General features: G+C 71.0%; 20 protein-coding genes. 8 read left to right on the top strand and 12 right to left on the bottom strand.

What is annotated here, in order from left to right:
* The first annotated feature begins 147 nt into the window (after positions 1 to 147).
* Positions 148 to 720 carry a PAS domain-containing protein gene (locus tag B9O00_RS16005; RefSeq protein ID WP_085123703.1) on the top strand — a complete coding sequence of 191 codons (573 nt, stop codon included), beginning with the start codon at positions 148 to 150 and terminating at the stop codon, positions 718 to 720.
* A 42-nt stretch (positions 721 to 762) separates the two neighbouring features.
* Here the strand turns inward: B9O00_RS16005 and B9O00_RS16000 are convergent, their stop codons facing one another.
* From B9O00_RS16000 to B9O00_RS15990, 3 genes are all read right to left on the bottom strand, one after another.
* On the bottom strand, positions 763 to 1,140 hold the full coding sequence (locus B9O00_RS16000; RefSeq protein WP_085123702.1) for a hypothetical protein: 378 nt from the start codon (positions 1,138 to 1,140) through the stop codon (positions 763 to 765).
* 17 nt (positions 1,141 to 1,157) lie between these two features.
* Positions 1,158 to 1,604 (bottom strand): bactofilin family protein, encoded by a 447-nt coding sequence (locus B9O00_RS15995; protein ID WP_159460234.1) that lies wholly within the window; start codon positions 1,602 to 1,604, stop codon positions 1,158 to 1,160.
* A gap of 271 nt (positions 1,605 to 1,875) precedes the next feature.
* The gene (locus tag B9O00_RS15990; RefSeq protein ID WP_085123700.1) at positions 1,876 to 2,589 is read right to left on the bottom strand and encodes an EI24 domain-containing protein; all 714 of its coding nucleotides are present in this window, start codon (positions 2,587 to 2,589) and stop codon (positions 1,876 to 1,878) included.
* Between the two features lie 101 nt (positions 2,590 to 2,690).
* On the opposite strand from B9O00_RS15990, the gene B9O00_RS15985 reads away from it, so the two are divergent.
* On the top strand, positions 2,691 to 3,683 hold the full coding sequence (locus B9O00_RS15985; RefSeq protein ID WP_085123699.1) for an adenosine kinase: 993 nt from the start codon (positions 2,691 to 2,693) through the stop codon (positions 3,681 to 3,683).
* Between the two features lie 44 nt (positions 3,684 to 3,727).
* Positions 3,728 to 5,554: a translational GTPase TypA gene (gene typA / locus B9O00_RS15980; RefSeq protein WP_085123698.1), complete on the top strand. Its 1,827-nt coding sequence runs from the start codon at positions 3,728 to 3,730 to the stop codon at positions 5,552 to 5,554.
* Between the two features lie 84 nt (positions 5,555 to 5,638).
* Here the strand turns inward: typA and dgcA are convergent, their stop codons facing one another.
* The gene (gene dgcA, locus B9O00_RS15975) at positions 5,639 to 6,619 is read right to left on the bottom strand and encodes an N-acetyl-D-Glu racemase DgcA (protein WP_085123697.1); all 981 of its coding nucleotides are present in this window, start codon (positions 6,617 to 6,619) and stop codon (positions 5,639 to 5,641) included.
* 20 nt (positions 6,620 to 6,639) lie between these two features.
* Complete coding sequence (gene dgcN, locus B9O00_RS15970; protein WP_085123696.1) at positions 6,640 to 7,638, bottom strand: N-acetyltransferase DgcN; 999 nt, start codon at positions 7,636 to 7,638, stop codon at positions 6,640 to 6,642.
* Positions 7,639 to 7,833: 195 nt separating this feature from the next.
* On the opposite strand from dgcN, the gene B9O00_RS15965 reads away from it, so the two are divergent.
* Together B9O00_RS15965 and B9O00_RS15960 are read left to right on the top strand one after the other, a co-directional pair.
* On the top strand, positions 7,834 to 9,624 hold the full coding sequence (locus B9O00_RS15965) for a gamma-glutamyltransferase family protein (RefSeq protein WP_089229572.1): 1,791 nt from the start codon (positions 7,834 to 7,836) through the stop codon (positions 9,622 to 9,624).
* Between the two features lie 167 nt (positions 9,625 to 9,791).
* Entirely contained in the window at positions 9,792 to 11,159 is a 1,368-nt protein-coding gene (locus B9O00_RS15960) for an MATE family efflux transporter (RefSeq protein ID WP_085123694.1), read from the top strand.
* Positions 11,160 to 11,166: 7 nt separating this feature from the next.
* Here the strand turns inward: B9O00_RS15960 and B9O00_RS15955 are convergent, their stop codons facing one another.
* From B9O00_RS15955 to B9O00_RS15930, 6 genes are all read right to left on the bottom strand, one after another.
* Positions 11,167 to 12,258 carry an ABC transporter ATP-binding protein gene (locus B9O00_RS15955; RefSeq protein ID WP_085123693.1) on the bottom strand — a complete coding sequence of 364 codons (1,092 nt, stop codon included), beginning with the start codon at positions 12,256 to 12,258 and terminating at the stop codon, positions 11,167 to 11,169.
* Positions 12,259 to 12,306: 48 nt separating this feature from the next.
* Complete coding sequence (locus tag B9O00_RS15950; protein ID WP_085123692.1) at positions 12,307 to 13,176, bottom strand: ABC transporter permease; 870 nt, start codon at positions 13,174 to 13,176, stop codon at positions 12,307 to 12,309.
* Positions 13,177 to 13,180: 4 nt separating this feature from the next.
* Positions 13,181 to 14,104, bottom strand: a complete 924-nt coding sequence (locus tag B9O00_RS15945) for an ABC transporter permease (RefSeq protein WP_085123691.1) — start codon at positions 14,102 to 14,104, stop codon at positions 13,181 to 13,183.
* A 101-nt stretch (positions 14,105 to 14,205) separates the two neighbouring features.
* On the bottom strand, positions 14,206 to 15,267 hold the full coding sequence (locus B9O00_RS15940; protein ID WP_089229573.1) for an ABC transporter substrate-binding protein: 1,062 nt from the start codon (positions 15,265 to 15,267) through the stop codon (positions 14,206 to 14,208).
* 215 nt (positions 15,268 to 15,482) lie between these two features.
* A complete protein-coding gene (locus B9O00_RS15935; RefSeq protein ID WP_200808539.1) occupies positions 15,483 to 16,184 on the bottom strand; it encodes a D-glycero-alpha-D-manno-heptose-1,7-bisphosphate 7-phosphatase in 702 nt (233 codons plus the stop codon).
* Positions 16,181 to 16,969 carry a 3-hydroxybutyrate dehydrogenase gene (locus B9O00_RS15930; protein ID WP_085123689.1) on the bottom strand — a complete coding sequence of 263 codons (789 nt, stop codon included), beginning with the start codon at positions 16,967 to 16,969 and terminating at the stop codon, positions 16,181 to 16,183. Before B9O00_RS15930 ends, B9O00_RS15935 begins: the two co-directional genes overlap by 4 nt.
* A 95-nt stretch (positions 16,970 to 17,064) precedes the next feature.
* Between B9O00_RS15930 and B9O00_RS15925 the strand changes: the two genes are divergently transcribed.
* A complete protein-coding gene (locus tag B9O00_RS15925) occupies positions 17,065 to 17,268 on the top strand; it encodes a hypothetical protein (RefSeq protein WP_085123688.1) in 204 nt (67 codons plus the stop codon).
* 36 nt (positions 17,269 to 17,304) lie between these two features.
* On the opposite strand, the gene B9O00_RS15920 is transcribed toward B9O00_RS15925, so the two are convergent.
* Entirely contained in the window at positions 17,305 to 17,487 is a 183-nt protein-coding gene (locus tag B9O00_RS15920) for a DUF1192 domain-containing protein (RefSeq protein WP_085123687.1), read from the bottom strand.
* A gap of 95 nt (positions 17,488 to 17,582) precedes the next feature.
* On the opposite strand from B9O00_RS15920, the gene B9O00_RS15915 reads away from it, so the two are divergent.
* Both B9O00_RS15915 and B9O00_RS15910 read left to right on the top strand, forming a co-directional pair.
* Entirely contained in the window at positions 17,583 to 18,554 is a 972-nt protein-coding gene (locus B9O00_RS15915) for an NAD(P)H-quinone oxidoreductase (protein ID WP_200808544.1), read from the top strand.
* 135 nt (positions 18,555 to 18,689) lie between these two features.
* On the top strand, positions 18,690 to 18,931 hold a 242-nt coding region (locus B9O00_RS15910; protein ID WP_143596252.1), incomplete at its 3' end, for a helix-turn-helix domain-containing protein.

Raw genomic sequence — 18,931 nt, 5'->3', positions numbered from 1 at the left:
CCGGAGAAGGCTTCAACGGTCTGTCAATCGTTGGCACACTAATGTGACTTCCGGCGCCATCGAGAGGGCGGCCGGCGGCGCGACCCCGAGGGAGCCGAGACCGCGGTCGCGCGTTTCATTCGAAGGCAAGCAGCTCCGGCGGAGCCGATGGCGATCGATCTCGAGACAGGGAGCTCCCGGCCGCGGCGGGTCTATCCGGGCAGGGCGGTGGCCGCGCGCGCCGCGGCGCTGCCGCGCCCGGAGGGTGCCGTGCTGTTCCGGTGCAGCGAGCCGCAAGAGACGCTGCTGCGCGTCTTCGACTACTGGCGGGCCAGGCGTGGCGGGCGGCGCTGGCCGCGGCGCGCCGACATCGATCCGGTCGACATTCCCGAGCTGCTGCCGGAGATCATCCTGCTCGACGTCGTCGGCGACCCGCCGCGCTTCCGCAAGCGCCTGGTCGGCTCGGCGATCGTGCAGAAGGAAGGCAGCGACACGACCGGCCGCTGGCTCGACGAGACCGTCAATCCGACGATCCGGGACGAGGTGCTGCGCCAGCACCGCGAGGCGACCGAGCAGCCGGAGGGCTGCTGCTACACCGTCGAGTTCGCCGGTGCCGACGGCAAGCTCTACAGCTACCAGCGGCTGCTGCTGCCGCTCTCGTCCGACGGCGAGCGGGTCGACATGCTGTTCGGCGGCGCCCGCTTCCTGCCGGCGATCAAGACCGATCCGCGCTTTCGATAGCCCGGAAGGGCACCGGTGCCCCTCGGCGCCGACCCGGCGCGGTCAGAGACCCGGCAGGCAGCTGTCGACCGGCAGGCTGCCGGAGACCGGGCTGCGCGCCTCCAGATGGACGACCGAGAGGCCGACCGGCTTGACCTGGTAGAGGTAGAAGTCGACGACGCAGCGGGGCGAGCGGTACTGCCAGACCTCGGCCGGCGGCTCGCGGCGCAGCTGGGCCGGCGGGCCGAAGGTCTTCAGCAGCTTGTTGTCGGTGATGCCGACCAGCTGCTCGGCGTCGTAGCGCTCGTGGGAAGCGGTCTGGCCGCGCCGCTGCGCCGAGGCGGCGCCGGCGTCGGCGATCGCGGAGGGCCCGCCCTGCGCACAGCCCGCGAGGGCCGCCAGCAGGACAGTCAGACCGATTGCGCGCGCCCCCCGCTTCATCGCACTCCCTGGTGGTCTCAGCTGGCCGCGGCTTCAGACTTGGCCGCGCCCGGCTCCTTCTCGGTCTCGCGCGACGAGGTCGCCACCGGCGTCGGGCCGCTCGGCTTGGCCGCCTGGGCCCGATCGAGCTCCTCGATCGTGCCGCGCACGCGGCCGCCGCGCTCGATCTCCATCTCGGCGTACTTCAGGGTGCCGTCGATCAGGCCGCTGCCGTGCAGGTTCAGCACCTCGCGCACGGTCAGCTCGCCCTCGAAGGTGCCGCTGATCTCGGCGCGGTCGACGATGGCCCGGCCCTTGAACAGGCCGCTCTCGGCGACGACCAGGTCCTGGGCGCCGGTCAGGTCGGCCTCGACCTGGCCCTCGACCACCAGCTTCTCGCAGGCGGTGATCTCGCCGGACAGGCGGATACCCTTGCCGACGGTCAGCTTCTTGCCTTCGGTCTCGTCGTTCTGCTTGCTGGCCATCGGACGGTTCTCCTGTGTCGGCCGTCGCAACGGCTCGCGGATCGGCGGGGTCGGCTGTCGCTCCAGGACGGCCGCCGCATCGGGCCGGCTGCTGCGCGCTGCGCCGGGCTCCCGCGTCACGGGCTCGGCAGAGCTGTCCATCCGTTCGTCCCCGGTACCGGTTTTGCGTCGTCCGAACATCGATTTATCATCCCTTCTCTGTTCGAATACTTCGAAAGCCGACCGCGCCGCCAGTCCTTTCCGACCTTCCGGCCGGGTTTTCGTGCCGTTTTCAGCCGCGTCGGCGCATCTTCTCGAATCGGTGCAGCATGAAGGCCGTAGCCACGATCGGTGTGATGATGTTGATCAGCGGCAGCGTCAACAATAAGGCAATCACTGCGCCGCTGAGAAAAACCGAGCCGCCGTTTCGCTTTCTCAGGGTCCGCGCCTGGCCCCCCTCGAGCCGGCGGGCGGCCACCAGCTCGAAATACTCGCGGCCGAAGAGGTAGCCGTTCAGGCCATAATACAGCAGAACGTTGGCCGGTGGGATAAAGAGCAGCAGCAAATAGAGCGGCAGCGCCAGCAGGTTGAGGCCGATGGTCACGGCCGCGAAGCGCAGGCCGTCGAGGATCTCCTCCATCAGCGGCGGCTCGCGCGCCGGCGGCAGGCCGGGAAAGTGGCGCGCCTCGACCGCCCGGCAGACGTCGTCGAGCAGGAACGACAGCACCGTCGCGACGAAGGCCGGGAACAGGAAGAAGCTGACCAGGATCAGGGCGCTCAGCCAGGCCAGGCCGAACAGCACCTCGACGACCGAGAGCAGCCAGCCGCCGACGCCCTGGGCCTGGATCCAGGCGACCAGGCCGTCGCCGACGTAGCTGAGGCCGAAGCCGGCCGCCACCCAGAGCGCGACGAAGGTCAGGAGCGAAAAGAACAGGGCCCGCCAGAGCACGCCGCGGGCGGCGGGATCCGACAGCTGGCCGAAGGCCTTGGCGAGATCGGCGATCATGCGGAATCCATAGCCCGCCGCTTGCTGCAACGCAAAAGATGAAATCTTAAGCCCGACCTGCTATAGGGCGCGCCGAATTCCGTCACAACGGAGGAAACTGCATGCAGCCGGGCAGCCTGGATGTCGTCGGCATCGGCAACGCGATCGTCGACGTCCTGACCCATGCCGACGAGGCCTTCCTCAGCGAGCAGTCGCTGGAGAAGGGCTCGATGACCCTGATCGACACCGCGCGCGCGGAAGCGCTCTACGCCGCCATGGGGCCGGCCGTCGAGAGCTCCGGCGGCTCGGCCGCCAACACCATGGCCGGCCTCGCCTCGCTGGGCGCCAGCGGCGGCTTCATCGGCAAGGTCCGGGACGACCAGCTGGGTGGCATCTTCCGGCACGACATCACGACCGGCGGCACGCTCTACCGGGTCGCGCCGGCGACCGAGGGCGCGCCGACGGCGCGCTGCCTGATCTTCGTGACCCCCGACGCCCAGCGCACCATGGCGACCTATCTCGGCACCTCGGTGACCTTCGGCCCGGACGACCTGGACCTGGAGCTGGTCGGCGCCGGCAAGGTGCTCTACCTCGAGGGCTATCTCTGGGACGCGCCGCCGGCCAAGCAGGCCTTCCTGAAGGCCGCCGAGACGGCGCGCGGCGCCGGCGCCAAGATCGCGCTCAGTCTGTCCGACGCCTTCTGCGTCGACCGCCACCGCGAGTCGTTCCGCGAGCTGGTCGACGGCCATGTCGACATCCTCTTCGCCAACGAGACCGAGATCCTGTCGCTCTACGAGGCGAAGGACTTCGATACGGCCGCCGCCGCGGTGCGCGGCCATTGCGAGATCGCGGCGCTGACGCGCAGCGAGAAGGGCTCGCTGATCCTGGCCGACGGCCAGGCCCACGAGGTCGCGGCCATGAGCCTCGGCCCGCTGGTCGACTCGACCGGCGCCGGCGACGCCTATGCCGCCGGATTCCTCTACGGCTACAGCAAGAATCTCGATCTCGCGGCCTGCGGGCGCTACGGCTCCCTGGCGGCGGGCGAGGTGATCACCCATATGGGACCGCGACCGGAGCGCTCGCTCGCCGAACTGGCGCGCGAGACGTTCGGCTGACGGATTTTCCGGCTCCCAACCGCCCTCTGTTCGAAGGAATGACCATGCGCAACGATCTGCGCAACCTGGCGATCATCGCTCACGTCGACCACGGCAAGACCACCCTGGTCGACCAGCTGCTCCGGCAGTCCGGCGCCCTGCGCGCCAACCAGCAGGTCGCCGAACGCGCCATGGATTCCAACGACCTGGAGCGCGAGCGCGGGATCACGATCCTGGCCAAGTGCACCTCGGTCGAGTGGAAGGGAGTCCGGCTCAACATCGTCGACACGCCCGGCCACGCCGACTTCGGCGGCGAGGTCGAGCGCATCCTCTCGATGGTCGACGGCGTGCTGCTGCTGGTCGACGCCGCCGAGGGGCCGATGCCGCAGACCAAGTTCGTCACCATGAAGGCACTGGCCCACGGCCTGAAGCCGATCGTGGTGATCAACAAGGCCGACAAGCCCGAGGCCCGGCCCTACGAGGTCCAGGACGAGGTCTTCGACCTGTTCAGCGTGCTCGACGCCAACGAGGCGCAGCTCGACTTCCCGACGCTCTTCGCCTCGGCCAAGCAGGGCTGGGCGGTCGCCGACCCGGACGCGCCGCGCGAGAACATGGACGCGCTGTTCGACATGATCGTCGAGCGGGTGCCGGCGCCGACGACCGAGGAGGGGCCGTTCCGCATGCTGGCGACGACCCTGGAGGCGGATCCCTTCCTCGGCCGCATCCTGACCGGCCGCATCCTCTCCGGCACCGCGCGCATCAACTCGACGGTCAAGTCGATGAACCGCCACGGCAAGGAGCTGGAGCGCGCGCGCCTGACCAAGCTGCTGGCCTTCCGCGGCCTCGAGCGGGTGCCGGTCGAGGAGGCCTCGGCCGGCGACATCGTCGCCATCGCCGGGCTCGCCCACACCACCGTCGCCGACACGATCTGCGACCTCTCGGTCGAGGCCGCGATCCCCTCGCAGCCGATCGACCCGCCGACGCTGGCGATGACCTTCTCGGTCAACGACTCGCCCTACGCCGGCCGCGAGGGCGACAAGGTGACCAGCCGGATGATCCGGGCCCGCCTGCTGCGCGAGGCCGAGGGCAACGTCGCGATCCGCATCGCCGAGACCGCCGACAAGGACGCCTTCGAGGTCGCCGGCCGCGGCGAGCTGCAGCTCGGCGTGCTGATCGAGAACATGCGCCGCGAGGGCTACGAGCTGTCGATCAGCCGGCCGCGCGTGCTGTTCAAGACCGAGAACGGCCAGCGCCTGGAGCCGATCGAGGAGGTCCAGGTCGACGTCGACGAGGAGTTCTCCGGCGTCGTCGTCGACAAGATGAGCCAGCGCAAGGCCGAGCTGCAGGAGATGCGGCCGTCGGGCGGCGGCAAGCTGCGGCTGGTGTTCCACGCCCCGGCGCGCGGCCTGATCGGCTACCACGGCGAGTTCCTGACCGACACCCGCGGCACCGGCATCATGCACCGGCTGTTCCACTCCTACGCGCCCTACAAGGGCCCGATCCCGGGACGGCGCAACGGCGTGCTGATCTCCAACGCGACCGGCGAGGCGGTGGCCTACGCCCTGTGGAACCTGGAGGACCGCGGCCTGATCTTCGTCGAGCCGGGCACCCCGGTCTACGAGGGCATGATCATCGGCGAGCACAGCCGCGGCAACGACCTCGAGGTCAACCCGCTGAAGGCCAAGCAGCTGACCAACATCCGCGCCGCCAACAAGGACGAGGCGGTGCGCCTGACGACGCCGCGCCGCTTCGCCCTGGAGCAGGCCCTGGCCTACATCGAGGAGGACGAGCTGGTCGAGGTCACGCCGGCCTCGATCCGCCTGCGCAAGCGGATGCTCGACCCGCACGAGCGCAAGAAGGAGATGCGCCGCCGGGACGCCGAGGCGGGCTGAGCCCGCCCCGGCCCGGCTGCCCGCGGGCCCGCGAGAAGAGGCCGGTTCACCGATCGCATCGGCACGATGCGATCGGATCGGGCTCTACCCCCAGAGCGCCGGCTCGGCCGGGAAGACCGTGCTGCCCTCGAACCGGAGCGGCGGCTCGCGGTCCTCGGCCAGCAGCAGCGGGCCGTCCAGGTCGACGACCTTGGCGCCCTGGGCCAGCAGGAGGGCCGGCGCCATGGCCAGCGAGGTCGCGACCATGCAGCCGACCATCAGCTCGAAGCCGAGCTCGGCGGCGCGCGCCTTGAGCTTCAGGCCCTCGGTCAGGCCGCCGGTCTTGTCGAGCTTCAGGTTGACGATGTCGTACTTGCCGACCAGGCCGTCGAGGGTCGAGGCGTCGTGGCAGGATTCGTCGGCACAGAGCGGCACCGGGCGCTCCAGGTCGTGCAGCACCGCATCCTCGCCGGCCGGGAAGGGCTGCTCGATCATCGCGACGCCGAGGTCCTTCAGGGCCGGCGCCAGCCGGTTGTAGTGCTCGACGGTCCAGCCTTCGTTGGCGTCGACCACGATGGTCGAGGCCAGCGCGTTGGCGCGCACCGCCCGCACCCGCTCCAGGTCCTCGGGGCCGGCCAGCTTGAGCTTGAGCAGCGGCCGCGTCGCGTTGGCGGCGGCCTGCCGGCCCATCTTCTCCGGCGTGTCGAGCGACAGGGTGTAGGCCGTGGTCACCGGCCCCGGCTCGGCGAGGCCCGCGAGCGCCCAGGCCGGCCGGCCGGCGCGCTTCGCCTCCAGGTCCCAGAAGGCGCAGTCGAGGGCGTTGCGCGCCGCCCCGGCCGGCAGCAGCGACTGCAGGCCCTGGCGGTCGAGCCGGCCCGCCTCGATCGCCGGCCGAAGGCCCTCGATCTGCTGCAGCACCGACTCGATCGTCTCGCCGTAGCGGGCGTAGGGCACGCACTCGCCGCGGCCCCGCTGCCCGCCGTCCGACAGCGTCGCGACGACGGGCTGGGCGTGGGTCTTGGTGCCGCGGGAGATCGTGAAGGCGGCGGCGAGCCGCCAGGACTCGGCTTCGGCGGTCAGCTGCACGACCTGCGATCCCCCGGGGCTCAGTCGAGGTTGTCGACGATGGCGCCGACGCCGTGGCGCACCGGATCGACGGCCGGCAGGTCGTACTCCTTGGAGACCGTCTCCAGGTAGGTCTCGGCGGCGTCCGGCTTCAGGCCCGAGGTGTTGATCGCGATGCCGACGAACCTGGCCTTCGGGTTGGTCAGCCGGGCCGCCTCCAGGTTGCGCTCCATGCAGAGGCCGAGCGGCGGCAGCTGGTAGTCGGGCAGGCCGCGCATGTGCTTGCGGGTCGGCTCGTGGCAGAGCACCAGGGCGTCCGGCTGCGCGCCGTGGATCAGGCCGATGGTGACGCCGGCGAAGGAGGCGTGAAACAGCGAGCCCTGGCCCTCGACCAGGTCCCAGTGGTCCGCGTCGTTGGCCGGGGTCAGCCACTCGACGGCGCCGGAGATGAAATCGGCGATCACCGCGTCGATCGAGACGCCGTCGCCGGCGATGAAGATGCCGGTCTGGCCGGTCGCCCGGAAGTCGGCCTTCATGCCGCGCTTGCGCATCTCGGCCTCGAGCGCCAGCGAGGTGTACATCTTGCCGACCGAGCAGTCGGTGCCGACGGTCAGCAGGCGCTTGCCCGGGCGCGTCTTGCCGTTGGCGACGTCGAAGTCGCGGGTCGGGTGGCGCACGTCGAAGAGCTGGCGGCCGTGCACCTTGGCGGCCTCGCGCAGCGCCGGCACGTCGACCAGCTTCTTGTGCAGGCCGGAGGCCAGGTCCATGCCGGAGGCCAGGGCCTCGGTCAGCACCGTGATCCAGGCCTCGGAGATCTTGCCGCCGCGGTTGGCGACGCCGACGATCACCGACTTGACGCCGGCGGCCTTGGCCTCGGCGATGGTCATGTCCTTCAGGCCCAGGTCGGCGTGGCAGTCGGGCAGGCGCAGCTGGCCGACGCACCAGTCGGGCCGCCAGTGGGCGACGCCGGCCGCGGTCTTGGCGGCGAGCTGGTCGGGGGCATCGCCGAGGAACATCAGGTAGGGGTGCTGGATCGCCATGGTCGCTCGCGCTCTCGAATGAAGGAGCCGCTTCATAGCAAGTGTGCGCGACTTGCGCCACGGGGCTGCCGGCATGCCGGTGCCGCGCCGCCGACGAGGGGACGGCAGGGTTGCGCCGCCCCCCGATTGTCGGCGCCGGCACGGCCGCTATAGTCGCCAGCCGCGATATCCGGAATCCATGGAGGGCCGCTGGCCATGAGCTTCACCACCCGCCCGGAACTGCGCGGCACCTTCGGCGCCGTCGGCTCGACCCACTGGCTGGCCTCGGCGGTCGCGATGTCGGTGCTGGAGCAGGGCGGCAACGCCTTCGACGCCGCGGTCGCCGGCGGCTTCACCCTGCAGGTCGTCGAGCCGCACCTGAACGGCCTGGGCGGCGAGGTGCCGATCGTGCTGCGCGCGGCGGCCGAGGGCCGGGTGCGCATCCTCTGCGGCCAGGGCACGGCGCCGGCCGGCGCGACCATCGCGCACTACCGCGGCGAGGGCCTGGACATGGTGCCGGGCGCCGGCTTCCTGGCGACCGTCGTGCCGGGCGCCTTCGACGCCTGGCTGCAGCTGCTGCGCGACTACGGCACGCTGCCGCCGCGCGAGGTGCTGAAGTACGCGATCGGCTACGCCCGCGACGGCTATCCCCTGGTGCCGCTGATCCGCGCGACCATCGAGCGCGTCGAGAAGCTGTTCCGCGAGGAGTGGCCGAGCTCGGCCGCGCTCTACCTGCCGGGCGGCGACCTGCCGACCCCGGGCCGGCTGTTCCGCAACCCGACCCTGGCCGACACCTACGAGCGCCTGCTGGCCGAGGGCGAGGCCGCCGGCGCCGGCCGCGAGGCGCAGATCGAGGGCATGCGCCGGGCCTGGTCCCAGGGCTTCGTCGCCGAGTCGCTGGAGCGCTTCTGCCGGGCCGAGCCGCTGATGGACTCCTCCGGGCAGCGCCATCGCGGCGTGCTGGCCGCCCAGGACCTGGCCGGCTGGCAGGCCAGCTACGAGGCGCCGCTGACCTACGACTTCCACGGCTGGACCGTCTGCAAGGGCGGGCCCTGGAGCCAGGGCCCGGTGCTGCTGCAGCAGCTCGCCCTGCTCAAGGGCTTCGACCTGAAGGCCCTCGACCCGGCCGGGCCGGACTTCGTGCATCTGGTCACCGAGGCGGCCAAGCTCGCCTTCGCCGACCGCGAGGCCTACTACGGCGACCCGGACTTCGTCTCCGTGCCGATGGAGACGCTGCTGTCCGACGCCTACAACGACGAGCGCCGCAAGCTGATCGGCGAGCGCGCCTCGCTGGAGCTGCGGCCCGGGCGGGTCGCCGGCTACGAGGCCAACCTGGAGGGCCTGCTGGCGCAGCGCGGCGGCGACGAGGAGTTCGACTCCCTGGGCGGCGGCGAGCCGACGGTGCAGACCGGCGGGGTGACGAAAGGCGACACCTGCCACATCGACGTCATCGACCGCTGGGGCAACATGGTCGGGGCGACGCCCTCGGGCGGCTGGCTGCAGTCGAGCCCGGTGGTGCCGGAGCTCGGCTTCTGCCTCAACAGCCGCGGCCAGATGTTCTGGCTCGAGGAGGGCCAGCCCTCGACCCTCGAGCCGGGCAAGCGGCCGCGCTCGACGCTCTCGGTCAACCTCGTGCTGCGCGAGGGCGAGCCCTACATGGTCTTCGGCACGCCCGGCGGCGACTACCAGGACCAGTGGAGCCTCGGCCTGTTCCTGCGCCACGCCTGCCACGGCCTGAACCTGCAGGAGGCGATCGACCACCCGAGCTTCCAGACCGACCACATGCCCTCGTCCTTCTGGCCGCGCAACGCCGACCTCGGCAGCCTCGCCGTGGAGGGCCGCTTCCCGCCGCAGACCGTGACCGCGCTGACCGCGCGCGGCCACCGCGTCGAGGTCCGCGAGGACTGGTCGCTGGGCCGCCTCTCGGCCGTCGCCCGCGAGCCCGGCGGCCTGCTCAAGGCCGCCGCCAACCCGCGCTTCATGCAGGGCTACGCGATCGCACGGTAGGGGTCGGAGCGTGCGTCCCCCTCACCCTCCCACGCTGTCGCGTGGGCCCCTCCCTCTCCCCGAAGGGGCGAGGGATTCGACGCAGCGCTTGTTTCTTGCCTCGCCCCTCAGGGGAGAGGGAGGGGCCCGCGGCCGTCAGGCCGTGGGAGGGTGAGGGGGACGCCGCCGTGACGGACGTTCTCGACGAGACCGGCGCGCCCCTTCCCCAGACCCGGCGCGGCTGGCACCGGCGGGTCGCGGCGATCGCCGGCCCGATCATCCTGTCGAACGCCTCGGTGCCGCTGGTCGGCACGGTCGATACCGCCGTGATGGGCCGGCTGCCCGACCCGGCCTACATCGGCGCGGTCGCGGTCGCGGCCCTGGTGTTCAGCTACATCCACTGGAGCTTCGCGTTCCTCAAGATGGGCACCACCGGGCTGGCGGCGCAGGCCTTCGGCGCCGGCCGTCCCGACGCGCTGCGCGACGTGCTCGGCCGCGCCCTGCTGCTCGGGCTCGGCTTCGGCCTGCTGGTCGTGCTGCTGCAGCTGCCGATCGAGCACTTGGCGCTGCCGCTCGTCGGCGCCAGCGAGCAGGTCACGGCCTTCGCCGGCCGCTACGTCGCGATCCGCATCTGGTCGACCCCGGCGGTGCTGATGACCTATGCCGTGATCGGCTGGCTGCTGGCGGTGCAGAACGCCCGCGCCGTCTTCGCCCTGCAGCTGCTGCTCAACGGCCTCAACGTCGCACTCAACCTCGCCTTCGTCTTCGGCCTGGGCATGGACATCGACGGCGTCGCCCTGGCCTCGGTGATCGCCGAGTACGCGGCGCTGGCCTTCGGCCTCTGGCTGATCGCCCGCGAGCTGCGCCGCCTGCCGGGCCGCTTCCACCTCGGCCGGCTGGCCGAGCGCGACAAGCTGGTCGCGCTGCTGAAGGTCAACCTCGACCTCTTCGTGCGCACGCTCTGCCTGGTCACCGGCTTCGCCGTCTTCACCGCCAAGAGCGCGCAGATGGACGACGTCACCCTGGCCGGCAACGCGATCCTGCAGAACCTGCTGCAGATCGTCGCCAACGGCCTCGACGGCTTCGCCCATGCCGCCGAGGTGCTGGTCGGCGGCGCCCTCGGCGCGCGCAGCCTCGCCGCCTTCCGCTCCGCCATCTCGGTCTCGGCCCAGCAGGCCGCGGTGCTCGCCCTGCTGCTGTCGTTGGCGCTCTGGGCCCTCGGGCCGGCGCTGGTCGCGCTCTACACCGACATCCCGGCGGTCCAGGCCGCGGCCGGCCGGTACCTGCCCTGGATGGTGCTGCTGCCGCTCTTCGCGGTCGGCGCCTACCAGATCGACGGCGTGTTCATCGGCGCGACCGCGACGGCCGAGATGCGCAACGCGATGATCGCCGCCCTGCTGCTCTATCTCGCGGTGCTGCACCTGCTGCTGCCGCGCTGGGGCAACGACGGCCTGTGGCTCAGCCTGCTCGCCTACATGCTGCTCAGGATCGCCTGCATGGCCCGGTACTACCCGCGCCTCGTCCGCTCGGTCGGCGCGGCGGGCAGCGCTGCCTGAAGCGGCCCTATTCGCCGAGCACCAGGAAGTCGCGCGGGTTCCAGGCGGCCCAGAGCGTCTCGCCCTTGACGAAGTGCGGCTCGGCGGCGCGCTCGTCGTTGATCACGTTGGCGTTGAGCGCCGGGCCGTCCTCGAGGTCCAGGAAGACGTAGGAGACGTCGCCGTAGTAGGCGACCTGGGTGACCGTGCCGCGGCGCGCGACCGAGCCCTCGGGCGGTGCCGAGCGGGTCAGCTCGACCTTCTCGGGGCGGACCGCGATGCCGACCGCCCGGCCGGGCGCCGGCGCGCGCTCGTCGGCCGGCAGCTCGAGCCGGCCGAGGCCCTCGACCTCGACCGACAGGCCGGCGGCCTCGCGGGCCACGACCTTGCCCTCGAAGAGGTTCATCTTGCCGATGAAGTCGGCGACGAAGCGGCCGCTCGGGAACTCGTAGAGCGTCTGCGGCGAGGCGACCTGGCGGACGTGGCCCGACTCCATGACCGCGATGCGGTCGGCCATCGACAGCGCCTCGTCCTGGTCGTGGGTCACGATCACGAAGGTGATGCCGACGGTCTGCTGCAGGCGCACCAGCTCGATCTGCATGGCCTCGCGCAGCTTGGCGTCGAGCGCCGAGAGCGGCTCGTCGAGCAGCAGCACCTTGGGCCGCTTGACCAGGGCGCGGGCCAGGGCGACGCGCTGGCGCTGGCCGCCCGACAGCTGGTCGGGCTTGCGGGCCTCGTAGCCGGAAAGCTGGACCATGGCCAGCGCCTCCTTGACCCGCGGCGCGATCTCGCCGCGCGGCGTGTGCGCGACCTTGAGGCCGTAGGCGACGTTGTCGAACACCGTCATGTGCGGGAACACGGCGTAGGACTGGAAGACCATGTTGACCGGGCGGTGGTTCGGCTGGACCCCGGTCATGTCCTGGCCGCCGATCAGGATCCTGCCCTCGCTCGGCTGCTCGAAGCCGGCGAGCATGCGCAGCAGGGTGGTCTTGCCGCAGCCCGAGGGGCCGAGCAGCGCGAAGAACTCGCCGGCGCGGATGTCGAGGTCGACGCGCTCGACCGCCGTCACCTCGCCGAAGCGCTTGGTCACTCCCTGGATCGAGATGATGGCATCGGACATCGGGCGGCTCTCTCTGCTGGCGGTTCGGTGCGGCGGAGGCTGGAGGGCTCAGCCCGAGCTGCCGGCCTTCTGGCCGGCGTTCTGCAGGCGCAGGGCGAGGACGGTGGTGACCACGGTGATGACGACCAGCACGGTCGAGGCGGCGTTGACCTCCGGCGTCACCGAGAAGCGGACCATCGAGAAGATCTTGACCGGCAGGGTGATGGTGTCCGGCCCGGCGGTGAAGAAGGTGATGACGAAGTCGTCGAGCGACAGGGTGAAGGAGATCAGCGCGCCGGCGACCAGGGCCGGCTTCAGGTAGGGCACGATGATGTCGAGCAGGGTGCGCCACTCGGTGGCGCCCAGGTCCTTGGCGGCGTCCTCCAGCTCGCGGTTGAAGCCGGCCAGGCGCGCCCGGATGATCACCGCGACGAAGGGGAAGGAGAAGGCGACGTGGGCGATCACGATGTTGCTCAGGCTGATCGGCCAGGGCAGGTCGTTGGGCCAGCCGATCCAGGCGAAGAAGGCCATCATGGCGACGCCCATGCAGATCTCCGGGATCACGATCGGCAGCGCGATCGCGCCCTCGTAGACCGGCCGCAGGGGGAAGCGGAAGCGCCAGAGCAGCAGGGCCGTCAGGGTGCCGAGGACCGTGCTCAGCAGGGTGTTGATGATCGCGATGGTCAGGGAGTTGCCGAAGGCGACCAGCAGGCTCTGGTCGTGGATCGCCTTGACGTACCAGTCGGTGGTGAAGCGCACCCAGACGATGTTGCGCCGCGAGTCGTTGAAGCTGTAGGCGATCAGCACGACGATCGGCGCGTAGAGGAAGACGAAGGTCAGGCCGACGATCAGGCGCATCCACCAGCGCCGGCCGTAGTCGAGCGGCCCGATCGGCTCGTCGCGACCGAAACCGAGCAGGCTGGTCAGGCGTCCGGCCATGGCGTCAGGCGTCCAGCGCGCCGCCGCCCTTGCGCCCGGCGACCAGGGCGCGCAGGGCGAGGGCGAAGAAGGTGGCGTACATCAGCAGGAACGACAGGGCCGCGCCGAACGGCCAGTCGTTGGCGCTCTTGAACTGGCGCTCGATGACGTTGCCGATCATCTGGCTGTCGGTGCCGCCGAGCAGCTCGGGGATGAAGAAGGCGCCGAGCGCCGGGATGAAGACGATGACGATGCCCGAGAGCGCGCCGTGCCAGGTCAGCGGGAAGACCACCGAGAAGAAGGTGCGCCAGTGCCCGGCGCCGAGGTCGAGGCTGGCCTCCATGAAGGAGCGGTCGAGCTTCTCGATGTTGGCGTAGAGCGGCAGCACCATGAAGGGGAAGAAGGCATAGACGATGCCGGCGACCACGGCGGCGTTGTTGTAGAGCAGCGCCATCGGCTCGAAGCGCTCGCCGATGAGCTGCAGCTGGCCGAGGCCGACGGTGTTGAGCACCCAGTTGGCCGCGTTCCACAGGTCCTCGTAGGCGAAGTTCGCGTAGCCGCGCGTCCGGAACACCGCGATCAGGGCGTAGGTGCGGATCAGGATGTTGATCCAGAACGGCAGGATGACGAGCAGCAGCAGCCAGGGCTTCAGGCGCTCGGAGGCGAAGGCGATGGCGAAGGCGACGGGATAGCCGACGACCAGGCAGATCGCCGTCGCCGCCGCCGCCATGCCGAGCGACTTCCAGAGGATCTCCAGGTAGATCGGCTCGAGCGCGCGCAGGTAGTTGTCGAGCGTGAAGGTCAGCTCGGTGCCGATGATCCCGCGCTTCTCCGAGAAGGAGTAGCCCCAGACCAGGGTCAGCGGGACCAGGAAGAAGAAGACGAGCCAGAAGCTGGGCGGCAGCGAGAAGGCCCAGAAGACCAGGGGATGCTTGCGCCAGTTTTCCATCGAGAGCCGGACCGCCGCTGGAGGTGGGTGGAGGCCGGCGGCCGGGCGGGGGCGGACCGGCCGCCGCTCCGCCCCTCAGGCCGCCGGCCGGCGCCCGGCCGTCAGGCCGCCTGCACGCGGGTCCAGGCCTCCTCGTAGAGCCGCTGGACCGCTTCGCCCTGATAGGTCTGCGGCTCGCAGCGCGCGATCGTCTCGTCGGTCGGGAAGATCGCCGGGTTGTTGTTGTAGTCCGGCCCCAGCAGCTTGCGCGCCGCCGCGTTCGGCGTGGCGTACTGGATGAAGTCGGCGATCGCCGCGCCGGCCTTGGCGTCGAGGATGTAGTTGATGAACTTGTGGGCGTTGTCGGGATGCGGCGCGCCCTTCGGGATGCACAGCGTGTCCTGCCAGAGCAGCGAGCCTTCCTGGGGCACGACGTAGCTGAGGTCGTCGTCCTCGGCCATCACCTGCAGGATGTCGCCGTTCCACTCGACGGTGATGTCGACCTCGCCCGACAGCAGCAGGTCCTGGCCGTTGTCCTGGGCGAAGACCTTGATGTTCGGCTTCTGCTTGATCAGCAGCTCCTCGGCCGCCTTGATCTCCTCGGCCTTGCCGGTGTTCAGCGAGTAGCCCAGGTACTTGGCCGCCATGCCGAGCATCGTGCGGCCTTCGCTGAGCAGCGCGATGCGGCCCTTGTACTTGTCGCTCTCGAGCACGGCCTTCCAGCTGCCCGGCACGCCGTCGACCTTCGACTTGCGGTAGCCGAGGCCCATGGTGCCCCACATGTAGGGCATCGTGTGCTTGCGGCCCGGATCGAAGGCGGCGTCCTGGAAGGCCGGCGCCAGGTTCTTCATGTTCGGGATCTTGGAGTGGTCGAGCTCCTCCAGGATGCCGGCTTTGATCATGCGCTCGGCGTAGTCGTTGGTCGGCACGATCACGTCGAAGCCCGGATTGCCCTCCTTGAAGCGGGCGAAGAGCTCGGCGTTGTCGGCGAAGAGGCTCATCGAGACCTCGATGCCGGTCGCCTCCTTGAAGTCGGCGAGCGTCGTCTCGCCGATGTAGGTGTCCCAGTTGTAGAAGTTGAGCTTCGGCTCCTCGGCGGCGAGCACGCCCTTCGGAAGCGCGGCGAAGCTGACGCCCACCGCGGCCGCGCCGGTCATGAACCGGCGGCGCGAAAGGGCTTCCATGAGCAAGCGTCCGGGATGGTGGCGACGCATGTGATATCTCCCTGCTGCCTGAATTGGACCTGGTCTCTGGTTTTCTTCTGCGCCGGTCGCGGCTCCCATCCACGGTGCGACGCCTTGACGCTATTCTTCACGGGACCCCGGCCTCTGCGCAAGCCCGTTGCGGCGCAGCGAGCCGGCCGGCTCGCTGGCCTCGCGGTCCTTGCGGGTCCGGAGAGCTAGCCGCCGGACAGCGGCAGGAGGGTCAACGCGGCCGGGAGGTCGTCGGCGGCGAGTACCCGGTAGGCGGGCGTGGCCGAGGCCAGGGCCTGCTCGCGCTCGCCGGCGTCGCGGCCGTGGCCGGTCGAGAGGTGCAGGCCGCCGGCCAGGCCGGCGCGCCGGCCGGCCTCGAGGTCGACCGCGCGGTCGCCGACGATCCAGCTCGCCGCCGGCTCGAGCGCCAGGAGCTCGATCGCCCGGGCCAGCATGCCGGGGTTCGGCTTGCGGCCCGGCGCGTCGGCGTGACGGTAGGGCTCGATGCCTTCGGGATGGTGGGGGCAAGCGAGCACCAGGTCGAAGGGCTCCGGCGCGCCGGCCGCCGCCAGCTGCCGCTCGATCTCGGCCTGGGTCGCGGCGAACTCCGGCCAGCCGTAGCGGCCGCGGCCGATGCCCGACTGGTTGGTCACCAGCACGACGGTCCAGCCGGCGGCGCGCGCGGCCCGGCACAGCGCCGCCGCGCCCGCCGCCAGACGCACCTCCTGCGGCCGGTGCAGGAAGCCGACCTCCTCGACCACGACGCCATCGCGGTCGAGGAAGAGGGCGCGCGGCGAGGGCGGCGGCACCTGGCGCCGCCGCTCGCACCACAGGCCGTCGGGCTGCAGGCTCCGAGGGATTTCGCCCGTCTCGCTCGCCAGGCCGCCGTGGGTCGCGCCTTCGCTCACTGGGCGGTCCAGCCGCCGTCGATCGACAGTGCCGAGCCGGTGATCCGGTCGGCGGCCGGCGAGCAGAGGAAGACGGCGAAGCCGCCGATCTGCTCGGGGGTCACCGCCTCGGCGGTCGGCATCTTCTCGCCGATCAGCTTGACCCGCGCCTCGTCGCCGCTCAGGCCCTCGCGCTCGGCCAGGGCGTCGATCTGCTTCTGGACCAGAGGGGTCAGCACCCAGCCCGGGCAGATCGCGTTGCAGGTGATGCCGTCGCGCGCGGTCTCCAGCGCCGTCACCTTGGTCATGCCGACGATGCCGTGCTTGGCCGCGACGTAGGCGACCTTCTGGGCCGAGGCGACCAGGCCGTGCGCCGAGGCGATGTTGACGATGCGGCCCCAGCCGCGCCGCTTCATCGCCGGCAGCGCGTGGTGCGTCGTGTGGAAGGCGCTCGACAGGTTGATCGCGATGATCGCGTCCCACCTCTCCGGCGGGAAGTCCTCGATGTCGGCGGTGTGCTGGATGCCGGCGTTGTTGACCAGGATGTCGACCGCGCCGAACTCGGCCTCGGCCTTCTTCATCATCGCCTCGATCTCGCCGGGCTTGCTCATGTCGGCGCCGTCGTAGACGACCGTGACGCCGTGCTTCTCGGCCATCGCGGTCTTCAGCCTGGCGATCGCCGCCGCATCGCCGAAGCCGTTGAGCACCACGTTGGCGCCCTGGGCGGCGAAAGCCCAGGCGATGGCTTCGCCGATGCCGCTGGTCGAGCCGGTGACGAGCGCGGTCTTGCCGGAGAGGTCGGTCATGGTCAGGATTCCCGTCGAGTGAGAAGGGTTGGGGAGGGTCTGCCTCAATCTGGCGTCTGCGGCGCGCCGCCGCCAGCCCGAGGTTGCGACATCGAATGCCTGTCTGGATCGCCTGGACCCTGCTGATCGGCGGCTGGCTGCTGCCGCTGCTGCACGTCGCGACCGCGCGCCGCAGCGGCCCCTGGCGGCCGCCGCCCGGCAGCCGCTGCCCCTTCGGCCCGCGGCCGGGCTGGCTGGTCGTCGTGCTGCTCGGCGGCCCCCTCGGCTGGCTGGCCTACATGAGACGGCGGGCCGCCTAGGGCCTCCGCGGCCGGCGCCGAGGGTGCGGGCTCCCCTCAGCGCTTGAACAGCGCCGCGGCGGCCGACTTGTAGTCGGTCTTGCCGGCGATCTTGGCGCGCACGCGCTCGGCCTCGGCCTCCAGCTCGGCCAGGTAGTCCTTCAGCTCCTCGACGCCCATCAGGTCGAGGTCCTTGGGCTTCTCGATCGCCTTGCGCGGCTCGAGGTCCAGCGGGTCCATCGGTCTTTCCTCCCTCGCGCTTGCAGCCGCTCCATATTAGACAGCGGAGAACGGAACGAAAGGAGCGAGCCTTGGCCCAGGCAATACCCCAGACCATGACCGCCATCGAGATCGCCAAGCCGGGCGGCCCGGAGGCCCTGAAGCCGGCCTCCCGCCCGGTGCCGCAGCCGGGCCGCGGCGAGGTGCTGATCCGGGTCGCCGCCGCCGGGGTCAACCGGCCCGACGTGCTGCAGCGCAAGGGCGGCTACCCGCCGCCGCCGGGCGCCTCGGACATCCCGGGCCTGGAGCTGGCCGGCGAGGTCGTGGCGCTGGGCGAGGGGGTCGAGACCTGGCGGGCCGGTGACCGGGTCTGCGCCCTGGTCACCGGCGGCGGCTATGCCGAATACGCCGTGGCGCCGGCCGCCCAGTGCCTGCCGGTGCCGCAGGGCCTGTCGATGGTCGAGGCCGCGGCCCTGCCCGAGACCTTCTTCACGGTCTGGAGCAACGTCTTCGACCGCGGCGGCCTCAAGGCCGGCGAGCGTTTCCTCGTGCACGGCGGCTCCAGCGGCATCGGCACGGTCGCGATCCAGCTGGCCAGCCGCTTCGGCGCGCGCGTCTTCACCACCGCCGGCAGCGACGAGAAGTGCCGGGCCTGCGAGGAGCTCGGCGCCGAGCGCGCGATCAACTACCGCGAGGACGACTTCGTCTCGGTGGTGAAGGAGGCGGCCGGCGGCTGCGACCTGATCCTCGACATGGTCGGCGGCGACTACATCCCGCGCGATGTCTCGCTGCTCTCGCCCGACGGCCGGCTGGTCTTCATCGCCTTCCTGGGCGGCCCTAAGGTCGAGCTCAACTTCTCCCAGGTCATGGTCAAGCGCCTGACCATTACCGGCTCGACCCTGCGGGCCCGCGACGTGCCCTTCAAGGCGGCGATCGCGGCCAACCTGCAGGCCCGGGTCTGGCCGCTGATCGAGGCCGGCCAGGTCAAGCCGATCGTCAACCGCACCTTCCCGCTGGCCGAGGCCGCCCAGGCGCACGCGCTCATGGAGTCGAGCGCCCACATCGGCAAGATCGTGCTGACGGTGTAAGGGGGGCGGCAGCGCCGCCCCCGTTCGCTTCATCCTGAGCCTGTCTGTATAGACCGGAGAGATGGTGGACGGGTGTTCGGGGACATGGTGGACGCATTCTGATCGGCATTGAGGGTCTCATGAGGGAGGCTTTCGATGCCCTGGCAGGAGGTGTCGATCGTGTCGCAGCGTCGGGAGTTCGTGCTTTTGGCGAGCCGGGAGGGGGCGAACAAGCGCGCTCTGTGCCGGCGCTTCGGGATCAGCCCGACGGTCGGCTATCGCTGGCTGGCGCGCTATCGCGCGGCGGGCCTGGCGGGCCTGGAGGACCGCTCGCGCCGGCCGCTGCATTCGCCGAACGAGACGCCGGTGGCGATCCAGGCGGCGGTGGTCGAGCAGCG

The sequence above is a fragment of the Tistlia consotensis USBA 355 genome (genome assembly GCF_900177295.1).
Classification (GTDB): Bacteria; Pseudomonadota; Alphaproteobacteria; order Kiloniellales; family DSM-21159; genus Tistlia; species Tistlia consotensis.
This window is presented reverse-complemented; position numbering and strand designations above follow the sequence as displayed.